12 protein-coding genes and 1 pseudogene are annotated in these 13,595 nt (G+C 59.1%); 10 read left to right on the top strand and 3 right to left on the bottom strand.

Annotated elements, in window-relative coordinates:
- Positions 1–16: 16 nt before the first annotated feature.
- Positions 17–1,129, top strand: a complete 1,113-nt coding sequence (locus ABH944_RS39355) for a succinylglutamate desuccinylase/aspartoacylase family protein (protein WP_404613742.1) — start codon at positions 17–19, stop codon at positions 1,127–1,129.
- A 164-nt stretch (positions 1,130–1,293) separates the two neighbouring features.
- Here the strand turns inward: ABH944_RS39355 and ABH944_RS39360 are convergent.
- Positions 1,294–2,273: pseudogene (locus ABH944_RS39360) on the bottom strand (PrpF domain-containing protein).
- A 140-nt stretch (positions 2,274–2,413) separates the two neighbouring features.
- On the opposite strand from ABH944_RS39360, the gene ABH944_RS39365 reads away from it, so the two are divergent.
- Both ABH944_RS39365 and ABH944_RS39370 read left to right on the top strand, forming a co-directional pair.
- Positions 2,414–2,638, top strand: coding sequence for a hypothetical protein (locus ABH944_RS39365; protein WP_404613740.1), 225 nt, complete (start codon positions 2,414–2,416; stop codon positions 2,636–2,638).
- 23 nt (positions 2,639–2,661) lie between these two features.
- Entirely contained in the window at positions 2,662–2,976 is a 315-nt protein-coding gene (locus ABH944_RS39370) for an MFS transporter (RefSeq protein ID WP_404613738.1), read from the top strand.
- 14 nt (positions 2,977–2,990) lie between these two features.
- On the opposite strand, the gene ABH944_RS39375 is transcribed toward ABH944_RS39370, so the two are convergent.
- Positions 2,991–3,146, bottom strand: a complete 156-nt coding sequence (locus ABH944_RS39375) for a hypothetical protein (protein ID WP_404659679.1) — start codon at positions 3,144–3,146, stop codon at positions 2,991–2,993.
- Complete coding sequence (locus ABH944_RS39380; protein WP_404613736.1) at positions 3,143–5,620, bottom strand: DUF3772 domain-containing protein; 2,478 nt, start codon at positions 5,618–5,620, stop codon at positions 3,143–3,145. The genes ABH944_RS39375 and ABH944_RS39380 overlap by 4 nt, the downstream gene beginning before the upstream one ends.
- Before the next feature lie 446 nt (positions 5,621–6,066).
- Here ABH944_RS39380 and ABH944_RS39385 point away from each other — a divergent pair, with 446 nt between their 5' ends.
- The 7 genes from ABH944_RS39385 (at position 6,067) to ABH944_RS39415 (ending at position 13,559) form a co-directional block, all read left to right on the top strand.
- Positions 6,067–6,534: a DUF4188 domain-containing protein gene (locus ABH944_RS39385; protein ID WP_404613734.1), complete on the top strand. Its 468-nt coding sequence runs from the start codon at positions 6,067–6,069 to the stop codon at positions 6,532–6,534.
- Positions 6,535–6,710: 176 nt separating this feature from the next.
- Positions 6,711–6,941, top strand: a complete 231-nt coding sequence (locus ABH944_RS39390; RefSeq protein ID WP_404613733.1) for a hypothetical protein — start codon at positions 6,711–6,713, stop codon at positions 6,939–6,941.
- A gap of 152 nt (positions 6,942–7,093) precedes the next feature.
- Entirely contained in the window at positions 7,094–7,948 is an 855-nt protein-coding gene (locus tag ABH944_RS39395) for an N-formylglutamate amidohydrolase (protein WP_404613731.1), read from the top strand.
- Between the two features lie 70 nt (positions 7,949–8,018).
- Positions 8,019–9,020 (top strand): LysR family transcriptional regulator, encoded by a 1,002-nt coding sequence (locus tag ABH944_RS39400; protein ID WP_404613729.1) that lies wholly within the window; start codon positions 8,019–8,021, stop codon positions 9,018–9,020.
- A 311-nt stretch (positions 9,021–9,331) separates the two neighbouring features.
- Entirely contained in the window at positions 9,332–10,942 is a 1,611-nt protein-coding gene (gene pruA / locus ABH944_RS39405; protein WP_404613727.1) for an L-glutamate gamma-semialdehyde dehydrogenase, read from the top strand.
- Positions 10,943–11,435: 493 nt separating this feature from the next.
- On the top strand, positions 11,436–12,461 hold the full coding sequence (gene dapA / locus ABH944_RS39410; protein ID WP_404613725.1) for a 4-hydroxy-tetrahydrodipicolinate synthase: 1,026 nt from the start codon (positions 11,436–11,438) through the stop codon (positions 12,459–12,461).
- A 27-nt stretch (positions 12,462–12,488) separates the two neighbouring features.
- Positions 12,489–13,559 carry an ABC transporter substrate-binding protein gene (locus tag ABH944_RS39415; protein ID WP_404613723.1) on the top strand — a complete coding sequence of 357 codons (1,071 nt, stop codon included), beginning with the start codon at positions 12,489–12,491 and terminating at the stop codon, positions 13,557–13,559.
- Positions 13,560–13,595: the final 36 nt, after the last annotated feature.

Here is a 13,595-nt window from a genome sequence, read left to right on the forward strand (position 1 = left end):
TGTAACAGGAGTTTCTGTGGCACATCAGATCGAATCGGTACCTATCCTTTCATCGAGTCCCGGCACATACCGAACGCTCAAGGTTCACCGTATCGGTAACGTTGGTTCGCGCCCAAAGGCCTACTTCCAGGCAGCGCTGCATGCCAACGAAACGCCAGGCCTGCTGATTGGTCACCATCTGCTCGACCTGGCGCTGGCAGCGGACCGGGCCGGCAAGTTCAAAGGCGAGCTGGTGATCGTGCCGTACGCAAATCCGATCGGTTTGTCGGATAACGTATTGGGTAATCAGATCGGTCGGGAAGCACTCGATGGCGGCGGCAATTACAACCGTGGCTGGCCCAGTCTGAGCAGCGGCGTGGCGGCTCGGGTCGAAGGCAAACTCGGCGCCGATGCTGAAGCGAACAAAGCGGTGATTCGCGCCGCGTTGAAAGAGACACTCGACGCGCTGCGGGCCGCCAACGAGGTGCAGTCGCTTCAGACCACGTTGCTGAAACTCGCGATCGATACGGACTTCGTCGTCGATTCGCATTCGGAACTGGTCGCGATCGCCGGGATGGTGGTGGCACCCTGGTGCGAGACCATGCTCGATCCGTTCATCGCCGAGATCGATCCGGATCTGGTGCATGTCACGGATACGCCGGTATTGTTTGACGGTACGTGCAGCAAGCCCTGGCACGATCTGGCGCAACAGTTCGGCGAACGCTTTCCGATTCCGCAAGGCAACGTCAGCGTGACGATCGAAATGCGCGGCACCGCCGATGTGTCGGATGAACTCGCGCGCGGCGATGCGCAGGCTATCTTCCGGCACCTTGCGCGAATCGGCGTGGTGGAAGGCGAGTTCGACGCCGATCTGAAGTGGACGGGCGAAAAGACCCCGCACGAAGCCATTTCGATGATGCGCACGCCGGTCGGTGGCGTGATCGTTTATCCGTATCCACTCGGCACGGATGTGCAGGCGGGCGATATCATTGCTGAAATCATCGATCCTGCCGCAGACGATCCTGCGACGGCGCGAACGCAAATTCGCGCGCTGCGTCCCGGGCGGCTTTACGCCGCTGTGTCGAATCGCCTGGTGCGGCCGAACGACATCGTGATCAAGATCGCGGCGAATGATTTTGTACGCATTTGATTCCAGATAAGCTCAGTCAAGTCGATGGGCTTAGACTGCCTGTGCGGCTCAAGCATAGTTATCCTTAATAGGTAACTTTCCCGGCTGCGGCAGTGACAGTCCAATTATGACAAGTCGCACATCTCGACATCTCTGCAGCCACAATTGCCTTCGTTCGTCGTAGGTTACTGTTCGAGCACCGACGAGGGAACGAGCACTGCACCCTCCATCAGACGGCGTGCGCTTCGGCTCATGACGGCTTTCGTCACCTTCCAATTGCCATCCTTCTGTTCAGCCTCCGCACCGACGGCCAGGCTTCCCGATGGGTGGCCGAATCGGATCGCTCCGCCGCTCGAGGCGAGGTAGCCGGCTTCGCGACGAAGGCCAGTTTGGGCGCATGCGGACGCAACCGGGTTGCTTCGTCGGCGGACTTCGACAGCCCCATGCAGACAACTGCATGCGAACGAATCGCTTCTACCTTTTCTAGCAGCTCGCCATTGCTGTTGATGTCGCGCTGCAATTCGTTCCCTTTCAGGCCGAGCGTCGCTGCATCGACGAAAATGGCTGGATTGCCTGCATTGATCATCGTCAACTCAACAGGGCCAACACCCAGGACGTCGAGCACGTCTACGGCATTACCGGTAGGGAACATGCTGCCGCCATCTTCTTCGCCGTCACCGCTCGGGTCGAGAAACTCAATCTTGATTTCGGCCGCCGGGAAGGCCACGCCATCGAGTCCGAAGTCGCCGTCTTCAACGACTTCGCCATTCTTCATTGGCACGTGAGCAATGTTTTTTGTGGTGATGTTGGCCTGCCAGATCCGGACTGTCGCAATGCCGTCGCGAGGGGCATCAACAAGCCCTTGCGCGATAGCGAATGGGCCGACAGCCGACGTAAGGTTTCCGCAGTTGCCAGACCAATCGACCATAGCCCGGTCGATGGCGACCTGTCCAAAGTGGTAATCGACGTCGCAATCCGCGCGGGAGGACGGCCCGACTATCACGACTTCGCTGGTACTGGATGTCGCGCCACCCATGCCGTCGATTTGCTGGCCATACGGGTCAGGGCTGCCGATTACGCGCATCAATATGCGGTCTCGAACAGCTGCGTCTTTCGGTAGCCAGTCGTTGTGGAAAAAAACGCCTTTGCTCGTTCCGCCGCGCATGTACACGGCTTGAATTCTTGTTGATGCTCCGCGATAACCCGGCCCAGGCGACGTGCCTATCAAAGGAAGAGCGCACCGCGCTCATCGGGATGCTGGCTTCCTAGCGCCGCGAAAAAGAAAAGAAGCATTTTGGCGCTGCAATGAAGGACCCGCGTGTGCTGATTCTTACTGCAATTCAGTTCGGTTTTGTGATGGGCTCGTATGGCATTGGCATCTGGTTGCCGACCATTCTGAAGTCGCACGGACTCACCGTATCCGCCATCAGTCTCGTCTCGTCAGTTCCCTATATCTTCGCAACACTGGCCATGCTGACGTGGGCAAGGCATGTCGACCGAAGCGGGAAAAAGGTTCTGAACTCTTGCTGACATGCCTGCTCGGAGCGGCCGGGATGGTCGGCGCAGCTTTACTGCATACGTTCTGGCCCGCGCTTGTTGGCATCACTGTGGTCGTGATTGGCGTCACGACAGCGCGCGCAGTGTTCTGGAGCATTCCTACGCGCTTCCTCACAGGCGCGGCCGCTGCGGGTGGTTTTGCGTTCATCAATTCAGTCGGCACGTTCGGTGGCTTCGCGGGACCGCTCATGATGGGATGGTTGAAAGACCTGACCGGCTCTTTCTCGGCGGGAATCCTCGGTATGGTCGCAATGCTGCTTATCTCGACACTTCTCACTGGTTCGTTGAAATATTTCGTCAAGGACGAATGAACCCAGGCGCTTTGTCATCCAGTCCAGATGTGTTGCTTGCCGGTCTCATTGCGGCCTTCGTTTTGACCGGGAAGGTACCGGGCGAGATTTTCATGGCGCTGGCCGTTCTGGTGGCAGCCGGTTTCACCTGTGCGGAAATCGGCGAGCGGCTGCCCGTATTTCCGACTCATGCTCCAGGATGCGGCATGTTCTGGATCATCATCATCTGTGGCGTCGACAGCGTGATTTCCGCCACGCGCAGCCGCTTCAGGATCTCGAACAGCAGTTCGCTCTTCGTCGAGCCCGAAATGCGCGGGCTGCTGACATAGCCCGTCACGCTGAGCGTGATACCGTCCGGCGTCAACTGGCTAAACGTCACCGAAGGCGCGGGCTTGTCGAGAATCGCGGGGTTTTCCTGATAGGCGCCGAGCAGGATGTCGCGAATCTGTTCGGGGTCGGTGTTCAGCGGGAACGTCAGCATCAGCGTCGCGACGCCCTGCGTGCTGTTGCCCATCGTCACGTTGCGCAGATTCTGCGAGATCAGTTGGGAGTTCGGCACGATCACGGTGGACCGGTCGCTCAACTGGATTTCCGTCGCGCGCACGTTGATGCGGCGAATGTCGCCCTCCACGCCGCTGATGCTGATCATGTCGCCGACCTTCACGGGCCGTTCGGTCAGCAGAATCAGGCCTGACACGAAGTTCTTGACGATCTCCTGCAGCCCGAAACCGATCCCCACCGACAGCGCGCTGACGATCCACGCGAGGTCGCTCCACTTGACACCGAGCAGGGACAGAATCAGCAGCACCAGCGCAACGTAGCCGAGGTTGCTGAACAGCGTCACGAGCGACATGCGCATGCCCGGGTCCATCCCGCTCTTCGGCAGCAGTTCCGCGTCCAGCCAGCGGCGCACGCTGCGCAGCAGATAGACGCCGACCACCAGCGCGATCGCCGCGTTCTGGATGTGGCTCGGTACGATGTTCAGGCGGTGCAGCCGCTCCGCGCCGAACGCGTTGAGCAGGCTGTTCAGCAGATCGCCGGGCGTCGTGCCGAAGCCGCCTGTGAAGAGCGCGAACACCGCGATCAGCACGAGCAGGCTCGTGCCGACGCCCGACAGGATCGTCGAGACCTGATCGAGATGCATGTCGCCGAGGCCGAACAGATGCTTGATTGCCTGACCGCTCGCGTGATGCGCGGAGAAGAAGCTCTCGCATGCGTCTTTGGTGATCTGCGTCAGCAGGTAGAGGCTGCACAGCACGATATCGAACCACACCAATTCGTATGTGAGGAACCGCGCGATCGAGATGTAGCCGATCAGCAGTGCGCCGAACGACACCACGATGGTCAGCGTGACGCCCGCGTGGATCAGGCCCGCAAACGTGGAACGCGCTTCGGGAGGCTCGCCCGCGGCGGCCAGCGCCGAGCGGACCCGGTTCGAGCGCAGCAGCGACAGGCCGATGGTCAGCACTACGACGAGCGACACGACGCCGCGGCCAAACAGCGTGACCTGCAGGCTGGTGTCGACGGTGCGGTTCAGCTGCTCGAGTGCACCCGACAGCAGCAGCAAGCCCGCGAGCCACGAGACGAACGGTTTCATCGACAGCGCGACCGGATCGGCGATGACCGGCAAACGCCACGTCGGATGCTGGGTGGACAGCAGCGCACGACCGAGGCCGGCGATCAGCGCGCTGGTCATCGCGAGTTTGGCGAGCGCGTCGGCGAGTTCGTCCAGCGATGGTGGAAGCTCCGCATGGCGCGTCAATGCGTAATACACGAGCTGCACGGCGATGGCCGTCGCGAGCACGGTGGCGAGCGTCGTCGATAGTGCGAACGCGCTACGCCGCAGCCGGCCCTCGGGCACCCGGTGCAGGCACAGGTAGGCCATCCCTCGCTCCGCCAGTTGGCGCCCCACGATCCACACCACGAGCGCGAGCACCAGAAGCAGCACGGTGACCGCCTTCTGTCCCGGCTGCCAGACCGCCTTCAGCACCGGCGAAACCTCTTCGCCGAATGCGCGCAGACGCTCCTGGTCGTCCGGGTTCGGCCGAAGCAGCGGCGACCAGAACTGCACGCCGAGAATGCTGCCGGAACGGAATGCGAGCTGGTTCTTCAGCACCCCGTGCCCGAGCCGCGCGATCTGCTCGGTCAGGTTGACGAGATTGGCCTTGCCGTCGCTGGCCTGCTTGAGCTCGGCGTCGAGCTGCGCCTTGCGCGTGTCGAGATCGGCGCGCTGCTCAGCGACCGCAGGCGCTTCCGGCGTGGCGCCCGCGACCGGCGGCGGGCCAAGCACGCCGAGCTGCGCCTGCAGTTGCGCGCGCTGGGGCAGCAGCGCCGCGATCAGCTTGTCGGTGTCCTCGCCCAATTGCTTCGTGGCATCATCGAACCCGGACAGTTGCTTGAAGGTCGTCGCGGTCGAGGCCTGTTGCTTGATGCTGTCCTGCGCGCTCTGCAGGCGTTTCAGCTCGGCCTCCGCGCCCGCGTGGGATATCGACCCGGGCGCCGGCACGCCAACGTTCGATGCAGCTTGTGTGGAGCTGCCGGTGGTAGCTGAAGCGGTTGGGATGGACCCTTTGACAACCCCGGTCGCGTCCGCCAGCGGCAGCGCGACCGGGATCAGGTTGAGCGCCGCAATGAGGGCGACGCGAAATGCGAACTTGAGCGGCATAGACAGAATGATTCGTGAGACATGATGTAAGCCGGATGACAGCTTCCGGTGGCCGCTATAGCTTGCCATGATAGGGGGCATTTAAAAAAAGCGCGGCGAAGTGCGTTAGCGTTGTGACGTTGCCGGAGGTCAGGCGGATGCTGCAGATTCTCGCGGCCCAAAGGCCTTTGTTATCTGCCATTTACACTGCGGCTAAATTATTGATTCGCCTGGTTGTACCGTGCGGCTATCTTGCTTGAAAATCCAAATCTTTAGCGGCACCCTGATATATCGCTGGACGATTGACGGTTTCGGGTTCACGGCAAAGGGAGAGCCAACGGGATGTCATAGTGCCTGAGTGCCCGGCACTTGCCGTCCTTGGGGATATCTATAGGTGTTGCGTCTTTCGCCGCATGCACTATTCAAGTGACGAGCAGGAAATGGAGTTTTTGAGAGGATAGGTCGCCATGATCAATAAAAAGCGTGTCACAGCTAGCTTTGACGGGAGTTTTGTCGTGTTTTTAATTGGCATGAGAGTCAACGAGCCTCTTAAGGTACACAAGTGGTTACCTGTCGTCACCGCAATGCCACGGATGATAAAGGAGCTATATCGCCAACCGGAGTTGGGCTTCCTCAACGCGGAGATGTGGTTCAGCCGTACGACGGTGATGGTGCAGTATTGGCGTTCGATGGATCAATTGCTGGATTACGCCAAAAATCGCGAAGCAGAGCATTTGCCGGCCTGGCAGGCCTTCAACAAGGCCATTGGAACGGATGGATCAGTCGGCATCTGGCATGAGACCTATGCGGTATCGCCGGGTTGCTACGAGAATATTTACGTCAACATGCCGCCCTTTGGTCTCGGAAAGATTGGTTCGCTACAGCCCGCGACAGGTGGCAGGCAATCGGCTGCTACTCGTCTACGTGGCGGATAAGGTTCATGTGGTTCATCGCGCGCGTTTGCGTATTCCTGTTGTCGAATGCCCGGGTTGGGACCCGGGGACTCACTGACGTGGCACGCTGCACAAGGCACGGGATGCCTTGCTTCCCTTCGCGACGGTGATCTAAGGAGCAACAGCCATCTGGGCAAACGTAGCGGCATGCCGATGGCATGCGTGACCTGGTGCAGACGCTGTGGGCACAAGAAAGTGAGTCCACCACATTCGTAAAGAACTTTTCAGAAGTGCTTTCAAAGGTCCGTGCGAACAAAGCTGTTCAGCGAGATCGTTTTCACGGCCTCGACCGTCTCGGTTGCAGTGAAGTGCAGCGTCATCAGCCGGCTGGACCCGACTTCTGGAAATATCTGGTCGAGAAGTCGGGCAGCAGCGTGGCAACTTCGTAAGAGCCGCTTATAAACAGATAAACCCGGGCTTACGGAGACTCGTTCATTATTCTTTTCCGGTACCGTCATCGAGACTGCGGCACGGCCAGACAGGCGGGCGCGTGAAAACCGCACATTCAATTGCGCGTCGATGGGAACCGGAGGGTACTAACATGCAGAACCTGCCTTATGGCCAAATTTTCCGCGGTGACTCGCCAGTATTGGTCGTGACTCCGCACACTGGAACTTCGGTGCCGGCGGAGTTGCTTGTGCATCCGGCTTGGGTTCCTATCCAAGGTCGTCAGGCCGACCCCTTTGGCGCGATTCTGCAAGCCGTTGCGATGAGTAGGGGGATAACCTGCGTTTCCGCTCTTTATCACCCGTGTGTAATCGACTTTAACGTCGCACTCGACAGTCGGCCACTTTCCGCCAGGCTGAATCGTGTGGGATTGTGCAGAACGCACACGTCCAGAGGCGAGGCGCTATATGAGGAAGGACAGGAGCCGTCGGAGGCAGATGTGGACGCTCGGGTCGAGAAATACTGGAAGCCATTTCATGCGGCAGTCGCCATGGAGCTCCTACGCTTGCGCAGCATCCATGACAACGTCCAGATCTTGGTCTCGCACGCAAACTGGTGGCTGTCACCGTATAGAGACCAGCCCGGGGCCGCCGACTGTAACATCGGGACCAACCGGGGGGCCGCCTGCGACAGGCAATTGGTAGCGGCAATCACTGAATCCGCGCAGGCATTCAATCGGTCATGGGTCGTTAATGGCAAACTTGCCGATGCATTTGCTGCACAACACTATGGCATGCCTGTCAGTGGAGTTCACGCGATGGAGATCGAGGTAGCGGGGCGTTGGCGGCTGGATTGCGAGTCTCGCGCCGCTAACTGTTCGGGCAGGGAAGCCGAGGATGATCCTGCACTGATTCCGGCGCTGGAGGCGATTGAAGCAGTCTTGAAACAGATGCCTAAAAAAGGGCATGCCGCTCAGGCTGGCGTCGAGGCTAAGGGTCGCTCCGAATGATAGTGTCGGGGAGGTTGTTTTGCCCCGACGGCTATCCATGCTACATTTTGCTGTCACATCGTGGCCGACCATGAAAGAGAGCGTACCGGAACAATATCCTGACTGGGACTTGCTAGCCAGCTGGGTGGCAGTGGTGGAGGCCGGCTCCATTTCAGATGCGGCAAGTCGCCTTGCTATTTCGCAGGCCGGGGTCTCCCAGAGAATCAAGGCGCTGGAGACGATTCTCGACACTACGCTTCTTGACCGGGCGACGCGGCCAGCGCGACCCACCGCAGCAGGCCAGCGGCTCTTTGAACACGCGACTGTTCTGTTGCAGGGCGCCGACCAGATGGTTGAAAGCGTGCGCAACCTGACGAGAGCAAAGCGCGTGATTGTGCGGCTGGGTTGCGTCGATTCCTTTGCCGCCACCATCGGTCCAATCATCATCAAGGCGCTCGCTGGTACGTCGCATCAGATTCGCCTGTGGTCCGGCATCACACCGACACTCGACGGTCAGCTTGAGGCGCGGCAGCTTGACATGGCCGTGACTACTACCGGCCTCGCCCATGCGCCGGGCATTCGTCGGCAAAAGCTTTTTTCCGAACCTTACTTTGTTGTGCTGCCCAAGGGCTTTGAGGTCGACCGCTTTACGACCCTTGCCGACCTGAGTCGACATCTTCAGTTCATTCGCTACAGTGCCCGGTCTCTAATTGGCCAACACGTCGACGCATATCTGGCTGCAAATTCGGAGAACATTGAACGTACATGTGAATTTGACGCAACAGACCCGATGCTAAGTCTTGTAGCCGCTGGCCTTGGCTTCGCAATCACCACACCGCTGTGTGTCTGGCAGTCCAGGCATTACGTGTCGGATTTGAGAGTAGTTCCGCTGTCGGCGTTCTCGCGACACGGGCGCCCCTATACCGGATTTAGCCGCTCGTTCTTTCTGGCGTTTCGAGAAAACGAACTCGGACACCTTCCAAGTGATCTCTCCGACTTGCTCCGGCGGACTTACGAGCGTCAGGTGTCCCGTGACATCGCGAAGGCGTTGTCGCTCAAAGCGGAAGAAGTGTGTTTGCCGGAAGCGGGTTAGTCGTCGATGTCCGCGCGCCGGATTCTGGCTGCTGACGCGCCAGGCCGCCGTGCTCGAGCTACGGCATTTCAGCAAGTCTCTATCAAGTAGCTCCTCCGTCGGGACCACACCCGCACATGCCTTTCCATAACCACGTCCGATTCAATTCATAAGGGCGGGTTTAACAAGTGGCCCTCCTTTTTGCAACGACTACTCTCGAAACTGCAGTTAACCCTTGCAACGGGTCGGCCACGGAGCGTGCGAAATCGCATTCGACGCGAGATGCCCCGCTTGCTCACGGTTCGTCCAGTGGCATTTCTTAAGGAGTAGGCGTGATTTCAGGTCCACAATTCCCGTTGCCGGCTAACGAGCCGGAAGTGCATTTCGGCCGTGGAACCTCGGCAGCCCTTGAGCTGACCAAGGCACTCGAACAACGCGACGTCGTTGAAATCCCGACTGTTATCGGTGGCAAGCGTTATTTCTCGAACGACGTCGTGGAAGTGCGTGCGCCGCACGACCATCAACGACTGCTCGCTCGCATTCACCGACCGTCTGAAGCTCAGATCACCGAAGCCATCGCCAGCTCGAAGGCGGTCGCACGGGATTGGGCGAGTCTGACGCACGCGAGTCGTGCAACCATTCTTCATCGGGCAGCGGAAATTGTCGCGACTCGCTCGCGTATGAAGATTAACGCTGCAACGATGCTGGGTCAGAGCAAGACAGTTGAAGAGGCCGAGCCGGATAGCGCGTGCGAGCTCATCGATTTCCTGCGCTTCAACGCCTATAACGCGCAGCGCGTGTATGCGGAGCAGCCGATGTCGGTTTCGACCGCGGTGAACCGCACCGATTGGCGTCCCCTGGAGGGCTTTGTTTACGCCGTCTCGCCGTTCAACTTCACGGCTATCGGCGCAAATCTGACGACCGCACCCGCAATCATGGGGAATACGGTTCTCTGGAAGCCATCTGAAAAGTCGGCGTTGGCCAACTTCATCTTCTTTGAGGCGCTGGAGGAAGCCGGGTTGCCGCCGGGCGTTATCAACTTCGTACCGGGTGACGCTGAATTGACGACGCGCCTCGCGCTGTCGTCGCGTGACCTCGCAGGCATTCACTTCACGGGTTCGTCAGCCGTGTTCCAGTCGCTATGGAAGGGCGTCGCGTCGAAGGTAGATTCGTTCCGGACAATTCCCCGTCTGGTCGGCGAGACCGGTGGCAAGGACTTCGTTCTGGCGCACGCATCTGCCAACGCTTCCGAAGTCGCAATCGCATTGATTCGTGGCGCCTTTGGATATCAAGGCCAGAAGTGCAGTGCGGCATCACGCGCGTACCTCCCGAGAAGCCTGTGGGGTGCCGTCGAGCAGGAGCTGCGTGAGCGTCTCGCGCAACTCAAGGTTGGCGACGTCGCCGATTTCAGCACGTTCATGGGTGCTGTGATTTCGCAGGCGTCGCATCAGAAGCTCAGCCGCGTCCTGTCTGCGGCGAAGGAAGACCCGGCAGTCAAGATCGTCTCAGGGGGCAAGACCTGGTCTGATCCGGGCTACTTCGTCGAGCCGACTGTCCTGGAGGTCTCGGACCCGAAGCATGCGCTGATGAACGAAGAACTCTTCGGCCCGATTCTGTCGGTGTTCGTGTACGAAGACAACGCCTGGCCGGAAACGCTCGAACTCATCGATGCGACGAGCCCGTATGCCCTGACTGGCTCGATTTTCTGCACCGACCGCTTCGCTCTGCATCAGGCGGAAGATGCGCTCGTCAATGCGGCCGGCAACCTGTATCTGAACGACAAGCCGACCGGTGCAATGATTGGTCAGCAGCCCTTCGGTGGCGGCCGGGCAAGCGGCACCAATGACAAAGCGGGCTCGTATCTGAATCTGCTCCGTTGGGCATCGCCACGAGTCGTTAAGGAAACGTACATGCCGCCGCGCAACTGGCAGTTCGGCGCGTAAGCCTGGTTCACGGCTTCCGTGAGCTAATGGGTCCAGCAAGAGGACCTGTCCGCTGATGTTGGCCCACTTCGAAACTGCCACTCACGGCGAGATGCCGCTCCGGGGAAGCCGATCAACCCTGTCTCCCGGAGCGGCGCAACATCGGTAGGGTGTTTCAGGGCCATGCACTTTTCCCCGCTAGTCGGGCGCTGAGAACTTGGCCTTTCCGCTGAAGGTGCGCAGAGTCTCGAAGGATGAAATCTTCTGGGCGATGACGGCCGCTTATTCTGCGCCCCTGAATTCAACGAGCCTTCGCGCATCGGGACACGACCGGTCATCGAGACAGGCGGGTAGCGGCTGCTTGCTCTTTCCCCATCGCGCGAGCGGCACAGAAGGCCAGCTGCCTCGTATCGCTCAAGCCACTTGGCTTCCTTGCAACGCGACAGGCTGAGGGTTTATCCCAGTGCGAGAGTCACTCTAGGGTGCAGGGATGTCGATTAGATAACCGCGTCTTATGAAGATGGTAACTGGCACTGATGGTGCAACATTCTTGTTTTTGTCTTTCTATCGTGTCATTCATGCGACGTTCGGCGACCGGGCGACGACCAAAGCGAATTTTCATCCGAAGAAGGGCGAACAGATGAGCACGAAACATAAATACGCGGGCATCCTGACCGCCGTTCCCACCTCGCTCGACAGGGAGGGTCGATTTCAGCCAGCACCTCTGCGGCAACACATCCAGCACTTGACGTCCGCTGGGGCTGACGGAGTTGTACCGCTGGGTGGAACGGGTGAATATACCTCGCTCTCGGCAAGCGAGCGCCTGCGGGTCGTAGAGACTTCGATTGAGGCCGGCGCGGGCAAGCTTCATGTGGTACCGGGCATTCTTTCGCCTGGTATCGGCGACGCCGTCGATAACGCCAAGGCCTTTGTAGCCGCCGGCGCCAAGGCATTGATGGTAGTAACGCCGTATTATTTTCGTCCCACCCAAGACGGGATTGTCGAATACTACAAGAAATTTTCCGATGAAGTCGATGCGGAAATCATCCTGTATGAGATCCCGTATCGCACAGGTGTTTCGCTTCACTACGAGACTGTCGCGCGACTCGCGGAGTTGACCCGTGTCGTCGGTATCAAGGCATGCAATCCGGACCTTGCGCAGCAGATGCGGGCAGCAGAACTGACGGCCACCAAAATTGCGATCTTGAGCGGTGAGGAAGACGTTCTGCCGTTGCATGTAGCTATGGGAGCCGTCGGAGGGATTATTTCGAGCTCCAACCTGATACCTAAGCAGTGGGCTAAAGTGTTGTCGCTTGCATCGAACGGGCACCTTCAGGAAGCGGTTGCGCTGCATGCAACTTTGCGCCCCCTCATCGATGCGATTTTTGCCGAGCCAAATCCGGCCCCGATCAAGGCGGCGCTTGCACTGCAGGGATTAGATTTCGGCGATGTCCTGACGCCGATGCTACCGGCCTCGAATGCGCTACGGGAGCGACTGGCGACGGTCATTCCGCCGATCCTGGCGCGTGAAATCGAGTAAACCGCTCATCACATAAAGGCCAAAGCCATGTCAGCTGATTCCAAAATCATTCTGCCCCGCCGCCGCTTCCTGCAGGTTGCAGGAACGACACTGTTATCGACCGCCATCGCCGCACCCATGGTTATCACCTCACGCAAGGCCGCGGCGGCCAGCAACCTGACGGTTGTGAGTTGGGGTGGAAACTACCATGCGGGTGTCCAGGAGGCACTTGCCACACCGTTCGAGAAAGAGTTCGGCGTGCACGTGACGCTGGTGGATACGCCGGACCTCGCGAAGGTGAAGGCTCAGGTGATGACGAACAACGTTCAATGGGACGTTTTCGACGCAGTAGGTCCGATGGCGATGACGGGCTCGAAAAACGGTTACTGGGAGCCGCTTGATCCGGCATTGTTCAATGGCCGTGACCTCATCGCGCCGATGACGAAGGACGCCGTGCCCCTCTATGGATTCACAGGTGGAATCTGTTGGGACAACAGCAAATTTCCGGACGGCAAGCATCCACAGACCTTTGCTGAGTACTTCGACTTCAAGAAGTTTCCAGGACAGCGAACCCTGCGCAACCGTGCAAGCGAGACGATGGAAATTGCATTGCTCGCTGACGGGGTTCCTCCGGAAAAGCTGTACCCTCTTGACGTCGAACGGGCATTTAAATCGCTGAATCGTATCAAGCCATATATTGGCAACTGGGTAGACCAGACGCCGCAAACCGTCACGCTTGTCGAGACTGGTCAGGTTGACTTCAGCTACACCTACTCGACGCGCGTCAAGGCGGCTCAGGAAGCCAACAAACCGATCAACTTCTCGTTCAAGCAGAATCTGATTGGTCTTGAGTATCTGGTGGTTTTGAAGAACTCGCCGAACAAGGCGAACGCCATGAAGTTCTTGCAATTCGCACTGCGTCCGGACCGCCAGGCCGCCCTGATGAATGCGCTTGGCAATACGCCTGCGAGCCGGAGCGCGTTGCCAATGATGAAGCCGGAGGTGCGAAAGTGGCTGTCGGACCCCTCGAACAAGATGAACGTCGTCAGCAACGACGTATGGTGGGCTGACCACTACGATGAATTGACCTTGCGATTCAAGGAGTGGGTGCTTAGCTGATCGAGCACTGTTCCCGATTCCCGTCTGTATGCAGAC

The organism is Caballeronia udeis, assembly GCF_044909315.1.
Classification (GTDB): Bacteria; Pseudomonadota; Gammaproteobacteria; order Burkholderiales; family Burkholderiaceae; genus Caballeronia; species Caballeronia udeis_A.